Below are 18,604 nucleotides of genomic sequence, written 5' to 3'. Positions count from 1 at the left end.
AGCGATGAATTACCCATCACGTGTCTGAGGGTATCAAATAGATACCGCAGCCCGGACGGTACCTTGGTCATAGGACCTAGGCACCTCTCTGTACCGACCTGCGGCCGATTTACACACTGCGCCACTTGAACGATGATGTGGACAGTCCGCCTCTCCACCAGCGTTTTACTCGGCGCGGCCATATGATCATTGTCGCAATTGCTGTCGTGGCCAGGTCGATGTGAAGCAACCCTGAACTGCGGCGCTGTCACGACCCGCAGGGCCGCGCTTTTTTTCAAATTCGATCCGTCTCGATCGTTCCTCTTTAAGCGTGCGCGCACGCTGGACGAGGCAAGCCAATGCATGATCGAACCGCCACCCCGAAGCCATCCGCGGACGCGCTGCCGGAGCTGAAAGCCAACGGCCGCGACCCGCGCATTGACGCCTGCCGCGGCATCGCGCTCTGGTGCATCTTTCTTGATCATGTCCCCAATAACATTGGAAGTTGGCTGACGCTGCGAAACTACGGCTTCAGCGATGCCGCGGAAGTGTTCATGTTCGTCTCGGGCGTCACCTGCGCACTGGCCTACGGAAAGGTATGGAGGTGCGAGGGATGGACCAGCGTGATCCGCCGGACGCTGCGGCGAAGCCGGGACATTTATGTCGCATTTCTGCTGCTCACGCTCGCCTGCGCCCTCCTGGTCCACATCGCTGGCGTGGAACGTCTTGCTGACGAGAGCAATACGCGCATTCTGCTGGACCAGCCGGGCGCGACGCTCGCGCATGCGGCGATTCTGCAGTACCGCCCGGTCAATACCGACGTGTTGCCGATCTTCGTGCTTCTCCACCTCTTGTTCGCGCCGTTGCTGTGGTTGCTGCTCCGACTGCCGAACGTGACGCTTGGCGCCTCGCTGGCGCTTTATACGCTGGTGCATATGTTCGGCTGGTCCTTGCCGGCGTGGCCGAACGGCCACTGGGCTTTCAATCCGCTGGCCTGGCAGCTGCTAGTGGTGCTTGGCGCGTGGATGATAATCGAGGGCGAAAGAGTGCGCCCCTGGTTAACGTCACGCATGGCGCTTGCGCCTGCCGTTCTCTATCTGGTGTCCAGCCTCGTCATCGCATTGAGCTGGAGAATCAAGCCGCTGGAAGCGTTGATCCCGCTGGGGCTGACGAAGTTGGCTTACCCGATGGACAAATCGAATCTCGATCCGCTGCGTCTATTGCATTTCCTGGCTCTTGCAGTTGTAGCGGTATGGTTCGTGCCGCCCAATCGCCAAGCATTGACGACTGCGGTGATGCGCGGCGCCATCCTCTGTGGCAGGCACTCGTTGCCAATCTTCTGCCTCGGCGTTCTGCTTACGCTCGTCAGCCTCCTGGCGCTGCTCGACATATCTGAGGGGCTTGCGATGCAGATCACGCTCAGCGTTGGTGGCGTCCTAACGATGATCGTGGCGGCGACGCTGCTGAACTTGATCAAGATCAAACGCAGGCCGCAGCCGATCATTGCACGGCCGATGGGTGTGCGCGCCCCGCAGGACGCCTGGGGCACCGTTGGCTGGCGCACCCTGGAGGCGTTTCGCCGAGGACTGCGCGAGGTCGGATGGGCCGGCGGCCAGAAGCGCCTCATCGATTGTCGGTTCGCGGAGCGGCAATCCCACCAGGGTCCTTGCCTCGCAGGCGAATTGGCGCGGCTCAAGGCGGATGCCATCGCGGCCTCGTCATGCCCACCAAGTCAGTCCTCTTCCGTATCCGTCTGACCTGACTTCTATCACTCGAGCACAATGTCTGTGGCCTCCGCGACGGGCTCGGCGAAAAGGCCAGCATGATCGTCGCGGAGTCGAGGCGGCCGCGCGGATCAGATCTTGGGGATCTTAGCCCGCTCAACCACGCCCGACCACTTCGCGATTTCGGACTGGATCAGCTTCTGCATCTCGTCGGGAGAGCTGCCACGGACTTCGCCTCCGACGGCCGTTTCCAGCCGCTGCCTGATCTCGGGATTCTTGAGGATGTCGAGTGTCGCTGAGTTGAGTGCGGCGACGACGGCAGGCGGGGTGCCCTTGGGAGCGAGAAGGCCCGCCCAGGTCCGCACGTCATATCCCTTGACGCCGGCTTCTTCGACCGTCGGAACATCCGGCAACAGCGCGGTTCGCGTCGGCGAAGTGACTGCCAAGCCCCGAATGGCCCCACTCTGGATTTGCGGTGCAAGCAGGACGGGCGTGCCGACGATGACGGGCACTTCTCCGCCGAGAAGCGCGGTGACGGATTGGGAATCCCCGCGATAAGGTACATGCACCATGTCGATGCCGGCCATCGCGTCGAGCAGCTCTCCCGCAAGATGATGCGTGCTGCCGAAACCGACCGAGCCGAAGCTGAGCGCGCCGGGCTTCTGCTTTGCCGCCGCGATCAATTCGGCGAGCGATTTGGCCGGGTAGTCGTTACGCACCGCAATGACCAGCGCGTAGTAGACCAGCGTCGAGATCATGTCGAAACTCTCGGCCGGCTGGTAGCTCAGACTCTTGTAGGTCGCGGCCGATGTGGCGTGGGCACCCGTGACGAGTCCGATCGTATAGCCGTCGGGCTCAGCCTTGGCGATCGCGTCCGCCGCAATGTTGCCGCCGGCGCCGGGCTTGGCCTCGACGATGATCGGTTGCTCGAGCTTCTTGGACAGCCCGTCGGCGATGATGCGCGACAGCGTATCGGCCGCACCGCCGGCGGCAAAGCCGTGAATCAAGCGTATCGGGCGCGACGGATAGTTGTCCGCCGACTGGGCCGGGCCGGCCGCCACAAAGCTGCCAAGCAGAAATCCGGTCGCAGCAAGTCGCTTCATCCACCGCATGGATGCATCCTCCCCTTGACTGTTGTTTATGCTCTAACGGGCGAACTCGACGCATTCCGGTGATGGCGGCAGACCCCAGACGTCGCGCGGCAGTCCGACCCAAACCTTCGGGCGCTGCGGACGATCGCGATGCCAGGGACGCGGATCGAAATAGCCGAGCTCCTCATCGATCATGCGGTCGAGATCGTGGAACAGCTCGACCAGATGACCATCGGGATTGCGGTGATAGACCGCTGTGTTGTGGCCGGGACCGTGACGGACCGGCCCCCAAAGGATGGGGAGCTTGTGGCGGGCGAGATGATCGCAGGCCTGCTGCATATGGGACGGGCCGCGCAATTCGAATGCAAGATGATGCAGGCTGCGCACGGGAGCACGGGCGAAGTTCAGCGTGTGATGTTCGTAGCCGCTGCGCATGAAAACGAAGCGGTCCTCGACCCAGTCGGAAACCCGCAAACCCATGACGTTCGCATAGAACTCCGAGGTCGCAAACGGATCGGGCGTACGAAGCGCGACATGGCCGAGCTTGGTGACAGCGAGCGCGCCGATCCGCTCCTGTGCCGGCGTAGGCGTCCAACCCTGGATCAATTCGAACTGCGTTCCTTCGGGATCGATGAACGACAGCAGCCTGGAGACGCCGGGCAGAGGATCACTCCGCAGTTCAGGACGCAAATCCGCGCGTTTCAGGGCGGCGCTCAGCGCCTCGATCTCGACATTCGGAGAAATCTCGAAAGCGATGCTCTTCAACGCTGCCTCGCCGGGCTCGATCACCAGCGAAAGCTGCTCGGAATCGCTGGCGAGAAAAATGCGATGTCCATCGCGACCGACCAGGCCGAGGCCAATCACTCTGCGGTAATAGTCGAGCAGTCGCTCGCAATCCGGCGAGGCGAAAGTGGCGTGTCGCAGCCGTGTGAATCGAGCAATGGGCGCTTGAGTCGTCATTGTGTTGGTTCACCCTCTCATGGCGTCATGATGATCTTGCCGAGCGCGGAGCCCTGCTCGAGCAGTGTGTGAGCTTGCCTGACCTGGTCGAGCTTCAGTGTCGCCGAGATGGCCGGCTTGATCGCGTTGCGGCTCAGGGCCTCGATCACGTTGCGCATCAGCGCGCGACGGCCCTCGCGATCATGGTCATAGATGTGGAAGGAGAAGCAACGCACCGCCGGGCAGATGTCGAGATGATTGCGCATCGCCGCCATCAGATTCTCTTCCGGCAACCCGGCGAAGGCGTTGTATGACAGCAGCGTGCCCCATTTGCCGAGCGCGCCGAGATAGGAGGTGAACTCGGGTCCGCAGACGTGATCGAGCACGAGACCGACGCCCTCGCCGTTTGTCGCTTCGCGGGTCTGCGCCACCACATCCTCGCTTCGATAGAAGATGGTGTGATCGGCGCCGTTGCTTCGCGCGAACGCGGCCTTCTCCTCGGTCGAGACCGTGCCGATGACGGTCATCTGCGCCAGCTTGGCCAGTTGCACCAGCGCGGTGCCGACACCACCGGCCGCGCCAATCACCAGCACGCTTTTCGGCGCGCGCGGATGGCGGCACTCGTGCAGCAGTGCGTAGGCGACCTGGTAGTTCGACAGGCACACCGCTGCTTGCAGATCGACATTGTCGGGAAGTGCATGAACGGCGTCTGCCGGTGCGACGACGTATTCGGCGTAACAGCCGCCGCGCTGCGACAGATCACGCGCGCTCAGCAGGACCTTCTGGCCCACCTGCAAGCCTTCAACGCCCGACCCGAGCGCGGCAATACGGCCGGCAACATCATTGCCGGGATTGGCCGGCAGCGGCGGCATCCATTTGTAGACGCCGCGGCGGATCAGCACGTCGGGCTGCCCCACCCCGAACGCCTCAGCACGGATCTGAACTTGTCCGGCGGCGGGCGCTGGCACCGGCGCCTCGACCAGCTCGAGGGCATCCGGCCCGCCCGGCTGACGTACCAGAACCGCTCTCATGAGCTCATCTCCCCTCCCTTGAACCCGCATTTTCGAAAATACTAGCGGTTACGAAAATTATTGCAAGATGGTCGTTGGCGCGGCATCTTGGGCCATCGATTCATCGGCAGGACCATGTCTGACAGCGCCATTCGCCCCCGCAAGGAATTCGGCAAGACGATCGCCGCCGACATCACCCACCGGCTGCGCGAGGAGATCGTGACCTGCGCTCTGGGCCCCGGCGAGCCGCTGCGCTTCGACGTGTTGCGCGAGCGCTTCGGCGCGAGCTTCACCACTTTGCGCGAGGCGCTGACCGCCCTTGCCGCCGAGGGCCTGGTCGACGCCCAGGAGCAGCGCGGATTTCGCGTGGCACCGGTCAGCCGCCAGGATCTTGTCGAAGTCACCGATGCCCGGGTTCTGATCGAAGTGGAGTTGATCCGCCGCTCGATTGAGCGGGGCGACGACGACTGGGAAATCGCCGTCATCTCGACGCTGCACAGGCTGAAGCGCATCGAGCAGCGCGATCCCGAGCATCCGCTGCGCGATCCCGAATGGAAGATCGCCCACCGGCAATTCCACCAGGCGCTGGTCTCCGCCTGCGGCTCTGCGACCCTGCTCGCGATCCGGGCCGAGCTGTTCGATCGTGCTGAGCGTTACCGGCATCTGTCGGCCAATTTCCGGCCGCGCCCTCGCGACAAGGCCGGCGAGCACCAGGCGATCATGCAGGCGGCCATATCGCGCAATGCCGATCTCGCCGTGCAACTGATCGAGACCCATATCCGCACCACCGCGGACAACGTCGCGAAATACGCCGGACACCTGCTCGACGCCGAATAGGCGCTGCGGCCTTTTTGGGTCCCGCGGGCTTGCGTCTCGCATGATTTTCGAAAATAATACATATCATCGAAAAATGCCAACGCGCGGGTCGTAATCATGAAGCTGCTGTCGTTCTTGGATGGAAATCGGGAAAGTTGGGGCGCCGTTGTCGAAAACGGGGTCGTGGATCTGGGCCGCGCCCTGCCTCAGTATCCGACGCTCGCGGACTTCGTCGGCAGCGACGACTTCGCGCGGCGCGATGCCATCGTCGCCCAGCACAAGCCGACGATGGCGCTGAGTGCCATCAGATATCTGCCGGTGATCCCGCGCCCTGAGAAGATCGTCTGCGCCGTGCGCAATTATCTCGACCACCACAATGAAGCGGTCGCCTTCGGCATGAAGCGCGAGATCACCGAATTCCCGCCGATCTTCCTGCGGGTCTGGCGATCCCAGGTCGGCCACAACGCACCGGTGGTCCGGCCGAAGGTCTCGGACAATTTCGACTGGGAGGGCGAGCTCGCCGTCGTCATCGGCAAGGGCGGCCGTCACATCAGCCAGGCCGACGCCTGGAATCACGTCGCGGGCTATTCGATCTACAACGACGTCAGCGTGCGCGACTGGCAGCGTCATGCGCAGCAGATCGCCTCCGGCAAGAACTTCGTCGGCACGGGCCCGTTCGGACCGTGGCTGGTCACGCCGGACGAGATCGGTGATCCCGCCAAGCTGAAGCTCGAGACGCGCGTCAACGGCGCGACGGTGCAGTCCTCCGACACCTCAATGCTGATCTTCTCGATCCCGCGGCTGGTCGAATATTGCTCGACCATTTTCGACCTCGTCCCTGGCGATGTCATCGCCACTGGCACGCCGGCCGGTGTCGGCTTCACCCGCAAGCCGCCGATCTTCCTCAAGCCCGGCGACGTGGTCGAGGTCGAGATCGAGAACATCGGCGTGCTCAGTAATCCGGTCGTGGACGAGGCATAGCTTCGCATGTCGTCCTATGACATTCGCAAGACCGCACTCAGTGTCGAGACGGTCTGGCACGAGCGCGGCCCCCGGCTGGAAAAGCCGCTCCTGGTCGGGACGGCCGTTGCCGTCGTCGCCAATCCCTTCGCGGGCCGCTACGAGCCGAACCTGATGCCGTTTCAAGCGTCGTTGCGTGAGCTCGGGCGCGCGCTCGCGACCCGCCTGATCGCGCAACTTGGCGGCGCGCCGCATATCGAAGCCTATGGCAAGGGCATCATCGTCGGCGAGGACGGCGAGCTCGAGCACGGCGCCGTCTGGCATGAGGCTGGCGGCCAGGGCATGCGCGAAGTGCTTGGGCAACCCAAGGCGATCGTTCCGGCGGCGAAGACCATCGGCGGTCCCGGCACGCGCCTGATGGTCCCACTTGGATACATCCACGCGTGCTATGTGCGCAGTCATTTCGGGACGGCTGAGATGACGCTCTGGGATGCACCGAGACGTGACGAGATCGCCTTCGGCCTGGTGATGGCGACCGGTGGCAGGCCGCATGCGCGGATCGGTGGGCTCGCCGCATCGGATATCTCGGTGCACGAAGGGCAGCGCTGAGAGTCTCGGCATCGCTGCTCAGCGCTCCGGCGAAACCTGTAGCTCGGCGTGGACCGGTTTACCAACTCAAGCCTTTCTGGATTGCTTGGATTGTCGATGAGCGTTGTCTCGGGATCGCGAATGGCCCGCAGGATGAGCCTTGCCCTTATCAGCAGGCATCAGATGCCCGAGCGGCAATTGGGAGGTTTGCTTCAACCGATTGAGAACGATGGACGAGCGCACGTGCGCAACGCTGTCGTGCGGTAGGAATACGTCATTCAGCAGGCGTGACAGTGCCCTCAGGTCGGTGATCGTGGCCTTGATAAGGTAGTCGGCTTCGCCCGTAAGCGCATACGCCTCCTGCACTTCCTCCAGGCTCTCGATGAGCTTGAGGAAGCGTCTCGAATTGTCCGGCGAGTGCGTTGCGAGCGTCACCTGTACGAAGACGACGATGCCCAGCCCGAGCGATTCTCGATCGAGATGAGCATGGTAGCTTGCGATCGTGCCGGCATTTTCGAGCGCCGCGCGACGGCGCGAACATTGAGATGCCGACAAGCCGACAACATCGGCCAGTTCAAAATTCGACAAGCGTCCATCGGACTGGAGCGCTTGCAGCAATTTCACGTCAAACTGGTCCATGCGTGATCCTTGCACAGTAATGGCGATGTGCGCATGTTTCACGCATAATCTGATTTTGTCGAGCAGATTATGCGAAGATCGTGCAACGGAGCCGCGGTATTTTGATCTAAATCAAATACTATTCCAGGAGCGCGATATGGGTCCCTTCCCTCACGATGCCCCACCCGCCACGATTTCGGCAGCCAATCCGGCCGGCACCGACGGCTTCGAGTTCGTCGAGTTCGCCCATCCGGAGCCGCAGAAGCTCGCCAAGCTCTTCGAGCAAATGGGCTACACCGAGGTCGCCCGGCACAAGACCAAGGACATCTCTGTTTGGCGCCAGGGAAAGATCAATTACGTCCTGAACCGCGAGCCGAACTCCCATGCCGCCCGCTTTGTCGCACAACACGGACCTTGCGCGCCGGCGATGGCCTGGCGCGTCGTCGATGCCAAACACGCCCTAAAGCGCGTCCTCGAACTCGGCGGAACGGAATACACCGGCAACGACAAGTCACTCGACGTGCCCGCCGTCGTCGGCATCGGCGGATCGCTGCTGTATCTGGTCGAGACCTATGGCGCGAAGGGTTCGCCCTATGCAGCCGAATATGACTGGACCGGCGAAGTCGATCCGACACCGAAAGGCGTCGGGTTCTATTATCTCGATCACCTGACGCACAACGTCATGCGCGGCAACATGGACACCTGGTACAAGTTCTACAGCCAGACGTTCAATTTCCGCGAGATCCGCTACTTCGACATTTCCGGCAAACTGACCGGCCTGACCTCGCGCGCATTGACATCCCCCTGCGGCAAGATTCGGATCCCGATCAACGAAAGCGCCGACGACAAGAGCCAGATCGAGGAATATCTGCGCCAGTACAAGGGCGAGGGCATCCAGCACATCGCCGTCGGCACCGACGACATCTATGCGGCGACCGACGCTATCGCCGGTCGCGGGCTCGAATTCATGCCGGGGCCGCCCTCGATCTACTACGACAAGTCGTTTGACCGCGTGAAGGGCCACACCGAGCCGCTCGATCGCATGCGCAAGCACGGAATCCTCATCGACGGCGAAGGTGTCGTCAATGGCGGACTGACCCGCATTTTGCTTCAGATCTTCTCCAAGACCGTGATCGGCCCGATCTTCTTCGAGTTCATCCAGAGGAAGGGAGATGACGGCTTCGGCGAGGGCAACTTCAAGGCCCTGTTCGAGAGTATCGAGGCCGATCAGATTGAGCGCGGCGTCCTCAAGGCATCCTGATGGAGGCAGCCATACCTGACGCATGGAAGAGCTATCGCGGCGCGCCGGCCGAAGGAACCATCCTGTGCGACGCCCATGACGTTGGCGAAGGGAGCCTCAAGTCCATCAAGTTCGGTCCCGCAGATTTTCCGATCCTGATCGTCAGGTCGGCGGGCAATCTCGCAGCCTATGTCAATGCCTGTCCGCATCAGTACCTGCCCCTCGATCATCGCGGGGAGAACGTGCTGAGCGCGGACGGCAAGGTCCTTCGGTGCACCAACCACAGCGCCGGATTTCGCGTTCAGGATGGCACCGGCGTCGAGGGACTGGGCCTGAATTGCGCCCTCGATGCCATTCCGATCGTCGTGGATGACGACGGTCGGATTCGCGTGCATGCCGCATCAGCGGCTTGAGCAATCCAAAGTCCTCTGCCCGACCTTGGCAGTCGACAAGGATCATGCCTCATCTGCGATCGTGTTGCGCAGGATACCGATGCCCTCTGCTTCCACCTCGACGACGTCGCCGGGCTTCAGCCAGATGGGCGGCTCGAAGCGCGCGCCGGCACCCGTCGGCGTACCGGTCACGATGACATCGCCAGGAACCAGCGTCGTGAAGGTCGAGATATAGTTGATGATCTTGCGGAAGGAAAAGATCATCCGGCTCGTGCGGTCCTGCTGGCGGACCTCGCCGTTGACCCGGGTTTCCAGCTTCACGTCGCCAAGCTGGCTCTCATCGGTATAGGGATGAGCCAAGGCCCAATCGAACCGGTGCGATCGAAGTTTTTCCCCTGCGTCACATTGAATTTGGCGTGCCGCACCCAATCGCGGATCGTGCCTTCGTTGCACAGCGATATTGCGGCGATATGGTCGAGCGCTTCGCTCTGTGGAATCCGGCGACCGCCCTTGCCGATCACAATGACGATTTCGCCTTCATAGTCGAGCTGCGGGCTCTCCGGGGGACGCAGCAGAGCCTGTTCATGGCCCGTGAACGAGCGCGGAAAACGGATGAAGAGCGAGGGATTTGAGGGGGCTGCCTGCCCGTCCTTGTATTCCTCATTTCGGTCCGGAAAGTTCACGCCGACGCAGATGATTTTTTCCGGTGCCGGAATCGGAATCTCGTAGCGGATATCAGTGACCGGAAAATCCGCCGGCAACCCGGCGCTCTCCTCGGCCAGCGACAGCAGCGCGCCGGCTTCGATCACCTCACGCAACGTACGCCAACGCTTGCCATGGCGGCCGGACAGGTCGACGACGCCCTGATCGGCCAGGAGACCGTAGCCGGGTGTACCGTTGCGGGTGAAGCTGACGAACCTCGGACGAGACATGTGGTGCCTTTCCCTCGTTTCAGGCGATATGCGAATGCCCGGTCACGGGGCGATGATCGGCTGGGCGGCCAGATCGGCGTCGCGCGGTTCAGCTCCGGCAAAGAGGCTGCCATGCTCGAACCAGGATTTCGGCGCGGGCGCTCCCCAAAGCGTCTGACGTTGCGGATCCTTCAGGTCCCATTTGATCGGCTCGAGATCGGGATCGACCGTCTGGTAATCGGAGCAATAGATCTCGATCCGATGACCATCCGGATCAAGGATATAGAGGAAGAAGGCATTCGAGATGCCATGGCGGCCGGGACCGCGTTCGATGTTGGACACCCATCCGGTGGTGGCCATGAGGTCAAGCAGATCGATGATGTTGAGCGGGGTCGGCACCCAGAATGCGGTGTGGTGCAGGCGCGGGCCGCGGCCATTGGTGAAGGCCAGATCGTGAACGCCGCCCTTGCGGTGAGTCCAGGCCGCCCACAACCGCCCGGTCTCCTCATCCGCCGTGTACTCTGTCACGCGGAAGCCGATCTCGTTGTAGAAGGCGACGGATTCATCGACGTTCGGCGAGAAGCAATTGAAGTGATCGATGCGGAGCGGCTTCACGCCCTTGTAGAGCGCGTATTTCTGATGAATCGGCGGCAGCCGGTCCATCTTGGAATAGAACTCGAGGGGAATGCCATGGGGATCGCGGGTGCGGAACGTGCGGGACTGATAGGGACGCTCGACCCATTCAACCGGCAGATCCATGCTCTTGAAGAACTGGGCCGCCTTGTCGAGGTCCTCCTCGCTGAACACCTTGAAGCCGAGGTCACGGGCTTCGATCTTCTCGGACTTCCTCAGCACGATGCAATGATGGCCGCGCTCTTCCATCGCCCGAAGATAGATCGCCTCCGAGCTCTCGTCCGTCACCTGCAAACCAAGCGTGTCGACATAGAAGGCCCGTGACCTCGCAAGATCGCTCACGCCGAGTTCGACATGACTGAGACGCACGATGTTGAATGGTGGATAAAGATTGGGCTTGGGCAATGCCATGATTTCCTCCGTTGGTCTGCTGCGGACCGCTTAGCCGCCCAATTTTTGGATGTTGTGCGCGGTGGTGGCGAACGCGACGTTCTTTGTCTCCATATAGAAATCGAACGACCAATCTCCGCCGTCGCGTCCGATGCCAGAGTTCTTCACACCGCCAAAGGGCGTCGGCAGGTGACGAACATTCTCCGAATTGACCCAGATCATGCCGGCTTGCAGCCGGTCGGTGAAACGGAAGGCACGGGTGACGTCGGCAGTCCAGAGATATCCGGTGAGGCCATACTGAACGTCGTTGGCGAGCGCGAGGGCCTCGGCCTCATCCTTGAACGGGATCGCCGTCAGCACCGGCCCGAAGATCTCTTCCTGCGCGATGCGCATTTGGTTGTTGGCGCCGGTAAAGAGTGTCGGCGCAACGTAGCAACCGCCGCCGGGACCGTCGATCTTGCGGCCGCCGGTCGCAATCGTGGCGCCCTCCGTTCTACCAATCTCGACGTATTCGAGCACCTTCTTCTCGTGAACCGGATGGATCAACGGACCGATGACGGTCTCGGGATCGAGTGGATGCCCCACTTTGATCCGGCTGGCCTTCTCCGCAACCATCGCCGTGAATTTATCATAGATGCTCGCCTCGACGAGAAGACGCGAGGACGAGGTGCAGCGTTCACCGTTGAGAGAGTAGATCATGAACACGGCCGCGTCCGCGGCGCGCTCGAGGTCGGCATCCGCGAATACGATCACCGGATTCTTGCCGCCCAGTTCGAAATGAACACGCTTCAGCGTATCGGCGCCCTGTTTCATGATCATCGATCCGGTGCGGCTTTCGCCGACGAAGCCGATCGCCTTGATGAGCGGGTGCTCGGTCAGCGCCTTGCCGGCGTCCTCGCCAAAGCCGTTGACGAGATTCCAGACGCCCTTGGGCAGCCCGGCCTCCTCCGCAATCTCGATCAGCAGACGTGCAGTCAACGGCGAGAATTCGGCGGGCTTGTGGACGATGGTGCAGCCGGCCGCGAGCGCCGGCGCGATCTTCCACGTCGACAGCATGAAGGGCGTATTCCAGGGCGTGATGATGCCCACCGGACCGATCGGCACGCGGGTGGTCATGTTCACCTGACCGGCGGTGCGAAGCGACTTGCCGTCGCGCGCCTCGGGCGCGCGGTCGGCGAAGAAGCGGAAATTCTCCGCTCCCCGCAGCGCGGCCTTGGCCATGAACTTCAACGACTGTCCCGTATCCATGCACTCGACGAACGCAATCTCTTCAGCGCGGGCGACGATGGCGTCGGCGACCTTGTGCAACAGCTGCTTTCGCGCATCGCCGGATGTTTCGGCCCATTGCGGAAAGGCCGCTTGCGCCGCCCTCGCGGCGCGATCGATGTCCGCGGCCTTGCCATGCGATACCTTGGCGAGCGGCTTCAGGTCGACCGGAGAGATCGTTTCAAGAGTCGCATTGTCCGCAGCCGGGACATCTTCACCGCCGATGCGGTTGAGCACGCCCGTCTCTCTGAAGCGGGCAAGGTGGCGCTCGGCCTTGACGATATTTTCCTGCAGCTTGGACATGACGGTTCACTCCCTTTTGCAGCGCCGCACGCGGGCAGCGACCCTCCACCTGTTTTCGCGATTCCAGAGACGAATGGCATCGCCCTTCCGACGGCCTCAATCCCGGGTATCGGTGGATATACTTAACATGTTAAGTATTGTGTCAACTGTCAAGCGTTTTCGCACCTCCACTTCACGGCGAAACGCCCCGACCGGTTTGACACAGGGTACGAGACGCGAGCCCATGCCGGGAATATTCGCCTCGGCCAAGCCATGGTCGAATCCATGGTTCCATAGATCGCGTTGAAGAAATCGACGGCGCCGGCTTCCTTTCAGGATCAGCGCGTGCGCGTGCTCCAATGGCTGCCGTTGCAACCGGAGGCGCGAATTCGGAACTAAAATACCAGCAACAGTCCCGAAACCAGCAGGATGCTGAGAATAATCCGCCGGAACAGCGCGTCATTGACGCAGCGAAAAACATAAATACCGAGCGCCGTTCCTGCGAGGAGCGCCGGGATGCTGACTGCGAAGTCAACCAGGACCTTTGTCGAGAGATCTCTTCGGATCAGCATAAGAACAAGGGTGAATATCTGCATGGCGGCGATGAAGGGTTGAACCATTCCGCGCTGCTCGGTTTTTGGCACCCCGTGGATGTCACACCATATGGTCGGTATTGCACCCGGCATTGCCGTCAACCCGCCGATAAAGCCTCCGCCGAAACCGATTAATGCATTGCGTCCCGCATTCATCTGCAAGCGATGAGAAAGCACCGGCCGGAATAACGTGTAGGCCGCATAGCAGGCGACCGCGAGACCAAAGCTCTCCCTGAATATCCGCGCGTCTGCAGCTTGCAGCAACCACACAGCGATCGGGACGCCAAGCAACCCGCCAACGACGAGAACTGAGCTCTGCTTCCAGCGGATGCTTTTTCTCAAGGCCCAGAGACCCGTGGCCTGCACGGTGATGCTGCAGGCCATCATCAGCGGGACCGCCTCCAGTGGCGGGAGAACGTGAAGGAGAATAGCGCCGGCCACCGCCGAAAAGGCAAAGCCCGCGAGGCCCGAGACGAACGCGCCGCAAAACACTGCGATACTGAGCAGGCAAAACGACGCAATGTCGCCCATGAGCTAATCTTTCATCCTGGAGTGGCGACCTTGCGATTAGTCTTCCGACGACAGCCCGGGCGGCTCGGGCGCTGCTCCGGCATCGCTCCGGCGGGTCGAAGTCAACATCGTGGCTGCAAGGATGTGCAAAATGACAAAGCAGATGGCGATCGTTGCAAGCAGCGCATTCTCGCTCAATGCCGAAATCAGAAGCTTGCGTTCGAACGACTCGTCACTGGCCGACATTTTCACCTCCGCCAACATCTGACCGCGAGGCAAACTGGTGCCACGTATTGTCGATCAGACGACGATACTGTCGAAGGGTGCGCCCTGCCTGCAGCCGTCGCGAATGGTGGAGCGTTTGAAGGAGGCGCCCAAATCGGTGTTCTTTTCGGGAAGAACCCATGGAGGCGACGAACGAATTCGCCGAAAATGGCGCATCGCTTCTGGTTGAAGCTCTGCTGTTGAATAATGGTACGGAGGGTGCCGCGATCGACTGAAACATCTTGTGAAGCAACGCTCCATAGAACACGCGAGTGAGACGCGGCGCTCTTTCTTCCAAGCGCATGACACGAACACCTTGTGTAAGTGGCCAGATACGGCTGGAAGTATCGAACGGGACGCCGCGCCGCGCTTTAAGGCGAGCTTAATTTGTTCTTATCGTTTCCTTGATTTTGCAGGGTGTGCTTGATTTCGACCCCGTGTACCGGTTGAATATCCGCCTCGCGCGCACCTCCGAAGGCATTGTTTTGCTGTATCTATTTGACGAATTTGTTCTCGACACCGACCAGCGGGAATTGCGCCGTGACGGACGTGCGATTCCGTTGCAGCCTCAGGTTTTCGACCTCCTCGAATATCTGATCCGCCACCGCGCCCGGGTGGTGACCAAGGACGATCTGATCAGTGCAATTTGGGGCGGGCGCATCATCTCGGAGTCAGCGCTCACCACCCGCATCAACGCCGCTCGTACGGGAATAGGCGATTCCGGCGAGGCGCAACGGCTGATCAAGACTTTACCGCGCAAAGGCGTCCGCTTTATCGGCACGGTGCGGGAAGCACCGAGGGAGGTCGAGAGCGCAGTCGCACCTCTGAAGATCGAAACCTCCAACCTGGTGGTCGGCCGGGCAGGCCCCCTCGGGATGATCGACCAGATGACCCGGCACGTATTGTCCGGCAAACGGCAGATGGCTTTCGTCACGGGAGAAGCCGGAATTGGCAAGACGGCGTTCATCGCCAAATCCATCGAGCGGTTGACGGAACAGGGCTTCGATCTGCTTTATGGGCGCTGTACCGAACGGTTCGGAACAGATGAGGTCTTTCTGCCGCTCATCGATGCCCTGGTGAACAGGTATCGAACGAACGGTCCCGAACTGATTTCGGCCGTTCGCATCCACGCGCCCACGTGGCTTCTGCAATTGCCAGGCGCCATCGACGCATCGGAACGCGCGGCTTTCCAGAATGAAGTGTTCGGCGCGACGCGTGAGCGGATGCTGCGCGAGTTTTGCGATCTCCTCGAAGCGCTGAGCGTCGACCGCCCCTGGGTCATTGTTCTCGAAGACCTGCATTGGAGCGACTTCGCGACACTCGACGTGCTGTCTCGTTTCGCGCGCGGGAACGGTGAGGCACGCGTGCTGGTCCTCTGCTCCTATCGGCCGGCGGACAGCGCCATCGGTGGGCATCCGATCCGCCGCCTGCACCAGGATCTCCAGGTTCATGGGTGCTGCAGCGAATTGCACCTCGATCGATTGTCGCCCCAGGAGGTCGAGCACTACCTCGCATTGCGTTTCAATGACGCCGAATTGGCCTCGGCCCTGTCAAAGCCGGTATTCGAGCGAACGTTGGGGCACCCGCTGTTCGTTGCGTCACTGCTCAAGCATCTGATCGACCAGGAATGGATCGTCGAGCTGGACGGCAGATGGCGCCTGTCGTCACAAAACGCATTTGCTCGAGACGGCATTCCGGACAGCCTCTTGAAGATGATCGGCCATGAACTCGAACGCCTTACCGATAACGAACGGCGCCTGCTCGATGTCGCCAGCGTTGCCGGCGAAGAATTTTCTGCAGCTCTCGTTGCAGCCGGCCTATCCGATGACGCCATCGACGTTGAACGCGACATCGAAGCGTTGATCCGGAAGGATCATATCCTTGTTCGTTCAGGTGTTTCCGAATGGCCCGATGGAACTTATTCGGGTGCTTACGCCTTCCGTCACATTCTCTATCAGAACGTCATTTATCAGAATCTACCGCCTGGACATCGCGCGCAGACACACAAGCGCTTGGGCAAAAGGCTGCAGGAGGCCTATGCGGGCCGCACCGGCGAAATAGCGCCAGAGCTTGCCCTTCATTTCGAGCAGGGTCGCGATTTCCCGAGCGCGTTGCGCTACCTCGGAGAAGCGGCACAGAGCTCGATGAAGCGCCTCGGCCATGCCGAGGCCGCGAGCTATCTCACCCGCGCGCTTGGCATACTCGACCGCTTCGATGCTGCCGACAAACTCTCAACCCGCATCGCACTTCTGCGGCAACGAAGCTTGGCTCTCCGTTCGGGAGGCGACCTCGTCGGCTCGATCCGCGATCTCCAGGATGTGATTGCGTGCGCCGAACAGGTCGGTGAAATCAAGCAGCAGCTCAACAGTCTCATGGCCGTGAGCTCTTTATGGCTGCGGGTCGATCGCCACGCCTGCCTCGAGGCAGCCGACGATGTATTGGCGCGAAGCCAGGCGCTTGCGGACGACACATTCAAGGCCCTGGCCCAGGGCAGCAGCGCCAGCATCAACCTGTTCCTCAACGGCTGGAGGGATCAGGACGCCACGCTCTGCGACAGGGCGATCGAGTTGAGCGCCAGCGCGACCAACTATGGCATCCTCATCCGGCGTCATGGAATATCGGGGATCGTTGACTGCTGGAGATCGCGGTACCAGCAATGCCGCCGCGCCGGCACGGAGGGAAAGCGGCTGGCGCGCATGGTTGGCGACGTTTACACGTTCGTCCTGTTCAATGTCCTCGAGTCGATCGCGCTCATTCATCTTGGCGAGTGGCGCGAATTACAGCGCGAAATCACGGCCGGCCTCGAACTGGCGGTCAGGAACGCGAACGATCCCAGCAGCGCATTGTGCCGGCTGACGCTTGCGTGGTTGCATGTCGAAGCGATGGATTTCGAGGGAGCCCGGGAGCTCTGCGAAAGCGTCGACGACAGTCTGCTGGTGGGCGATCAGTCCACATACTTCCACAAGCGGGCCGTCCTTGCGAAGGCGTTTGTTGGCCTGAATGATCCGTTGGGAGCTCGCAAGCAATTCGATGATATTGAGCGCCGCAGGCGTGAAGAAGGCATCGACATCGAATTTACTGCCGCAACGCAGGTGTATCATTGTCTCGGCGAATATTGCCTGCTGATCGGCGACTTTACCCAGGCTCGGAGATGGGCACGCCAGCTGCACGACTATGTCGCATCGGCGCCCGATCTCAATCACCTGGCCAAGGCCCACGAGCTGCTCGCGCGCATTGCATTTGGCCTGGGCGATTCGGGGGACGCTCTACCGCACCTCTCCCGCGCGCTGGAGATCGTTGACGACGCCGATTTCCCGATTGCTTCGTGGCGGGTGTACGGCACTGCCGCCGAGATCTTCGCGAAGCACGGAGACGTCGACAGGGCGGCGACTTATCGCTTGCGATTTGTCGAGACCGTCCGAAGGCTCGCGCGAAATTTCGAACCCGAGGATCGGCTGCACAAGAGCTTGCTCGCTGGGTTAGCAACGCGAACAGCGCAACTGGAAGCGATGACCTCGCTGCCTCTGCGGCCCTCTTAGCCGACGGGCTTGCCGAACGCGTTTGAGAACTCACCCCTCCACCCGCCACAGCCGCCACCGCTCCGGCACGCCCTTCAGCTGATGCACGCCGTGATCCCTGAACCGGATCTCGGGCTGCGAAACCAGCTCCTTGACCGCACTCGACACCAAAACCTCCCCCGCCCGCGCCTTCGCGGCAACGCGGGTGCCGATGTGGAAGGCGAGACCGACCATTTCGCCGCCGCTGATCGTGTATTCGCCGGCGTGCAGGCCTACCCTGATCTCGAGCCCGAGCGTGCGCACGGCCTTCTGGATCGCGGTCGCGCAATTGATGCCGGCGGCGGGCTTCTTGAAGGTCGCCAGCACGCCGTCGCCGGTGGTCACGACTTCCTTGCCGCGCGAGCTCTTCAGCTCCTTGCGGACGGCTGCATACCCGAGCTTCGCAGCCTTCGCGATGGAGCCGACAATATCGACGATCAGGATGGTGGCGAGCGCCTGCTTGAGCTCGGTGCTGCGCATCGTGGATCTGCGCCGCAGCGCGATGGGTCCGGTCAGCGGCTCGTAGCGATGGTTGCGCCGCCGCGCGATCGCCGCCGTTGCGTAATCGATGGCACGTTGCGCCGTGCCGCAACGAACGGTCTTCTCCTGCGGCGATCGCGACCAATAGACTTTGCGCCCGTCGCCGGCGCCCTGCACTTCGACGGCCCCCCACTTCAGGAAGACCGCCGAGCCGACGCGCCTGACACACCACGCCTTCGACGTGTATCCGGAAACGTTGGACTGATGGACTCCGATGCGAAGGAATTTTGGCATGAACGGGCGGGCCAAAGACCGTTTGGGCGGACCTTCGGCAAAACGTAGCCCTACAATCCAACGTTGG

Annotated in this window: 15 protein-coding genes and 2 pseudogenes; 7 read left to right on the top strand and 10 right to left on the bottom strand. The window is 61.6% G+C overall.

The window, feature by feature from the left end:
- The first annotated feature begins 338 nt into the window (after positions 1 to 338).
- Positions 339 to 1,736, top strand: a complete 1,398-nt coding sequence (opgC, locus tag LRP30_RS08670; protein WP_249760033.1) for an OpgC domain-containing protein — start codon at positions 339 to 341, stop codon at positions 1,734 to 1,736.
- Between the two features lie 98 nt (positions 1,737 to 1,834).
- On the opposite strand, the gene LRP30_RS08665 is transcribed toward opgC, so the two are convergent.
- The 3 genes from LRP30_RS08665 to LRP30_RS08655 are packed head-to-tail and all read right to left on the bottom strand — an operon-like array spanning position 1,835 to position 4,764.
- Positions 1,835 to 2,815 (bottom strand): tripartite tricarboxylate transporter substrate binding protein, encoded by a 981-nt coding sequence (locus LRP30_RS08665; RefSeq protein WP_249760032.1) that lies wholly within the window; start codon positions 2,813 to 2,815, stop codon positions 1,835 to 1,837.
- A gap of 33 nt (positions 2,816 to 2,848) precedes the next feature.
- Positions 2,849 to 3,754, bottom strand: coding sequence for a VOC family protein (locus LRP30_RS08660; protein ID WP_249760031.1), 906 nt, complete (start codon positions 3,752 to 3,754; stop codon positions 2,849 to 2,851).
- A gap of 17 nt (positions 3,755 to 3,771) precedes the next feature.
- Positions 3,772 to 4,764, bottom strand: coding sequence for a zinc-dependent alcohol dehydrogenase family protein (locus tag LRP30_RS08655; protein WP_249760030.1), 993 nt, complete (start codon positions 4,762 to 4,764; stop codon positions 3,772 to 3,774).
- A 114-nt stretch (positions 4,765 to 4,878) separates the two neighbouring features.
- Between LRP30_RS08655 and LRP30_RS08650 the strand changes: the two genes are divergently transcribed.
- The 3 genes from LRP30_RS08650 to LRP30_RS08640 all read left to right on the top strand — a co-directional run bounded on the left by LRP30_RS08650 (position 4,879) and on the right by LRP30_RS08640 (position 7,128).
- Complete coding sequence (locus LRP30_RS08650; RefSeq protein ID WP_249760029.1) at positions 4,879 to 5,580, top strand: FCD domain-containing protein; 702 nt, start codon at positions 4,879 to 4,881, stop codon at positions 5,578 to 5,580.
- A 96-nt stretch (positions 5,581 to 5,676) separates the two neighbouring features.
- Entirely contained in the window at positions 5,677 to 6,540 is an 864-nt protein-coding gene (locus tag LRP30_RS08645) for a fumarylacetoacetate hydrolase family protein (RefSeq protein WP_249760028.1), read from the top strand.
- A 6-nt stretch (positions 6,541 to 6,546) separates the two neighbouring features.
- Positions 6,547 to 7,128, top strand: a complete 582-nt coding sequence (locus tag LRP30_RS08640) for an amino acid synthesis family protein (protein WP_249760027.1) — start codon at positions 6,547 to 6,549, stop codon at positions 7,126 to 7,128.
- A gap of 168 nt (positions 7,129 to 7,296) precedes the next feature.
- On the opposite strand, the pseudogene LRP30_RS08635 reads toward LRP30_RS08640, so the two are convergent.
- A pseudogene (locus LRP30_RS08635) lies at positions 7,297 to 7,746 on the bottom strand (Lrp/AsnC family transcriptional regulator); the annotation flags it as partial.
- A 136-nt stretch (positions 7,747 to 7,882) separates the two neighbouring features.
- On the opposite strand from LRP30_RS08635, the gene hppD reads away from it, so the two are divergent.
- Both hppD and LRP30_RS08625 read left to right on the top strand, forming a co-directional pair.
- Positions 7,883 to 8,986 carry a 4-hydroxyphenylpyruvate dioxygenase gene (hppD, locus tag LRP30_RS08630; RefSeq protein WP_128956615.1) on the top strand — a complete coding sequence of 368 codons (1,104 nt, stop codon included), beginning with the start codon at positions 7,883 to 7,885 and terminating at the stop codon, positions 8,984 to 8,986.
- On the top strand, positions 8,986 to 9,378 hold the full coding sequence (locus LRP30_RS08625) for a Rieske 2Fe-2S domain-containing protein (protein WP_249760026.1): 393 nt from the start codon (positions 8,986 to 8,988) through the stop codon (positions 9,376 to 9,378). The genes hppD and LRP30_RS08625 overlap by 1 nt, the downstream gene beginning before the upstream one ends.
- A gap of 42 nt (positions 9,379 to 9,420) precedes the next feature.
- Here the strand turns inward: LRP30_RS08625 and LRP30_RS08620 are convergent.
- From LRP30_RS08620 to LRP30_RS08600, 5 genes and pseudogenes are all read right to left on the bottom strand, one after another.
- Positions 9,421 to 10,289 (bottom strand): annotated as a pseudogene (locus LRP30_RS08620) (fumarylacetoacetate hydrolase family protein).
- A 42-nt stretch (positions 10,290 to 10,331) separates the two neighbouring features.
- On the bottom strand, positions 10,332 to 11,312 hold the full coding sequence (gene hpaD / locus LRP30_RS08615; protein WP_249760025.1) for a 3,4-dihydroxyphenylacetate 2,3-dioxygenase: 981 nt from the start codon (positions 11,310 to 11,312) through the stop codon (positions 10,332 to 10,334).
- A gap of 30 nt (positions 11,313 to 11,342) precedes the next feature.
- Positions 11,343 to 12,860, bottom strand: coding sequence for a 5-carboxymethyl-2-hydroxymuconate semialdehyde dehydrogenase (gene hpaE / locus LRP30_RS08610; RefSeq protein WP_249760024.1), 1,518 nt, complete (start codon positions 12,858 to 12,860; stop codon positions 11,343 to 11,345).
- Positions 12,861 to 13,234: 374 nt separating this feature from the next.
- Positions 13,235 to 13,963: a sulfite exporter TauE/SafE family protein gene (locus tag LRP30_RS08605; protein WP_249760023.1), complete on the bottom strand. Its 729-nt coding sequence runs from the start codon at positions 13,961 to 13,963 to the stop codon at positions 13,235 to 13,237.
- Between the two features lie 36 nt (positions 13,964 to 13,999).
- Positions 14,000 to 14,188 (bottom strand): hypothetical protein, encoded by a 189-nt coding sequence (locus tag LRP30_RS08600; protein ID WP_128938290.1) that lies wholly within the window; start codon positions 14,186 to 14,188, stop codon positions 14,000 to 14,002.
- A 437-nt stretch (positions 14,189 to 14,625) separates the two neighbouring features.
- Between LRP30_RS08600 and LRP30_RS08595 the strand changes: the two genes are divergently transcribed.
- The gene (locus tag LRP30_RS08595) at positions 14,626 to 17,745 is read left to right on the top strand and encodes an AAA family ATPase (protein ID WP_249760022.1); all 3,120 of its coding nucleotides are present in this window, start codon (positions 14,626 to 14,628) and stop codon (positions 17,743 to 17,745) included.
- A 30-nt stretch (positions 17,746 to 17,775) separates the two neighbouring features.
- Here the strand turns inward: LRP30_RS08595 and LRP30_RS08590 are convergent, their stop codons facing one another.
- The gene (locus tag LRP30_RS08590; RefSeq protein WP_249760021.1) at positions 17,776 to 18,537 is read right to left on the bottom strand and encodes an adenylate/guanylate cyclase domain-containing protein; all 762 of its coding nucleotides are present in this window, start codon (positions 18,535 to 18,537) and stop codon (positions 17,776 to 17,778) included.
- Positions 18,538 to 18,604 lie beyond the last annotated feature (67 nt).

The sequence above is a fragment of the Bradyrhizobium sp. C-145 genome (assembly GCF_023375135.1).
Lineage (GTDB): Bacteria > Pseudomonadota > Alphaproteobacteria > Rhizobiales > Xanthobacteraceae > Bradyrhizobium > Bradyrhizobium zhanjiangense.
Note: the sequence above shows the minus strand (reverse complement) of the source record. Positions and strands in the feature narration are given on the sequence as shown.

Bases quoted from the DNA above. Each gene is read 5' to 3' on its own strand.
- opgC (WP_249760033.1), top strand. From the start codon at position 339: ATGCATGATCGAACCGCCACCCCGAAGCCATCCGCGGACGCGCTGCCG.
- LRP30_RS08665 (WP_249760032.1), bottom strand. From the start codon at position 2,815: ATGCGGTGGATGAAGCGACTTGCTGCGACCGGATTTCTGCTTGGCAGC.
- LRP30_RS08660 (WP_249760031.1), bottom strand. From the start codon at position 3,754: ATGACGACTCAAGCGCCCATTGCTCGATTCACACGGCTGCGACACGCC.
- LRP30_RS08655 (WP_249760030.1), bottom strand. From the start codon at position 4,764: ATGAGAGCGGTTCTGGTACGTCAGCCGGGCGGGCCGGATGCCCTCGAG.
- LRP30_RS08650 (WP_249760029.1), top strand. From the start codon at position 4,879: ATGTCTGACAGCGCCATTCGCCCCCGCAAGGAATTCGGCAAGACGATC.
- LRP30_RS08645 (WP_249760028.1), top strand. From the start codon at position 5,677: ATGAAGCTGCTGTCGTTCTTGGATGGAAATCGGGAAAGTTGGGGCGCC.
- LRP30_RS08640 (WP_249760027.1), top strand. From the start codon at position 6,547: ATGTCGTCCTATGACATTCGCAAGACCGCACTCAGTGTCGAGACGGTC.
- hppD (WP_128956615.1), top strand. From the start codon at position 7,883: ATGGGTCCCTTCCCTCACGATGCCCCACCCGCCACGATTTCGGCAGCC.
- LRP30_RS08625 (WP_249760026.1), top strand. From the start codon at position 8,986: ATGGAGGCAGCCATACCTGACGCATGGAAGAGCTATCGCGGCGCGCCG.
- hpaD (WP_249760025.1), bottom strand. From the start codon at position 11,312: ATGGCATTGCCCAAGCCCAATCTTTATCCACCATTCAACATCGTGCGT.
- hpaE (WP_249760024.1), bottom strand. From the start codon at position 12,860: ATGTCCAAGCTGCAGGAAAATATCGTCAAGGCCGAGCGCCACCTTGCC.
- LRP30_RS08605 (WP_249760023.1), bottom strand. From the start codon at position 13,963: ATGGGCGACATTGCGTCGTTTTGCCTGCTCAGTATCGCAGTGTTTTGC.
- LRP30_RS08600 (WP_128938290.1), bottom strand. From the start codon at position 14,188: ATGTCGGCCAGTGACGAGTCGTTCGAACGCAAGCTTCTGATTTCGGCA.
- LRP30_RS08590 (WP_249760021.1), bottom strand. From the start codon at position 18,537: ATGCCAAAATTCCTTCGCATCGGAGTCCATCAGTCCAACGTTTCCGGA.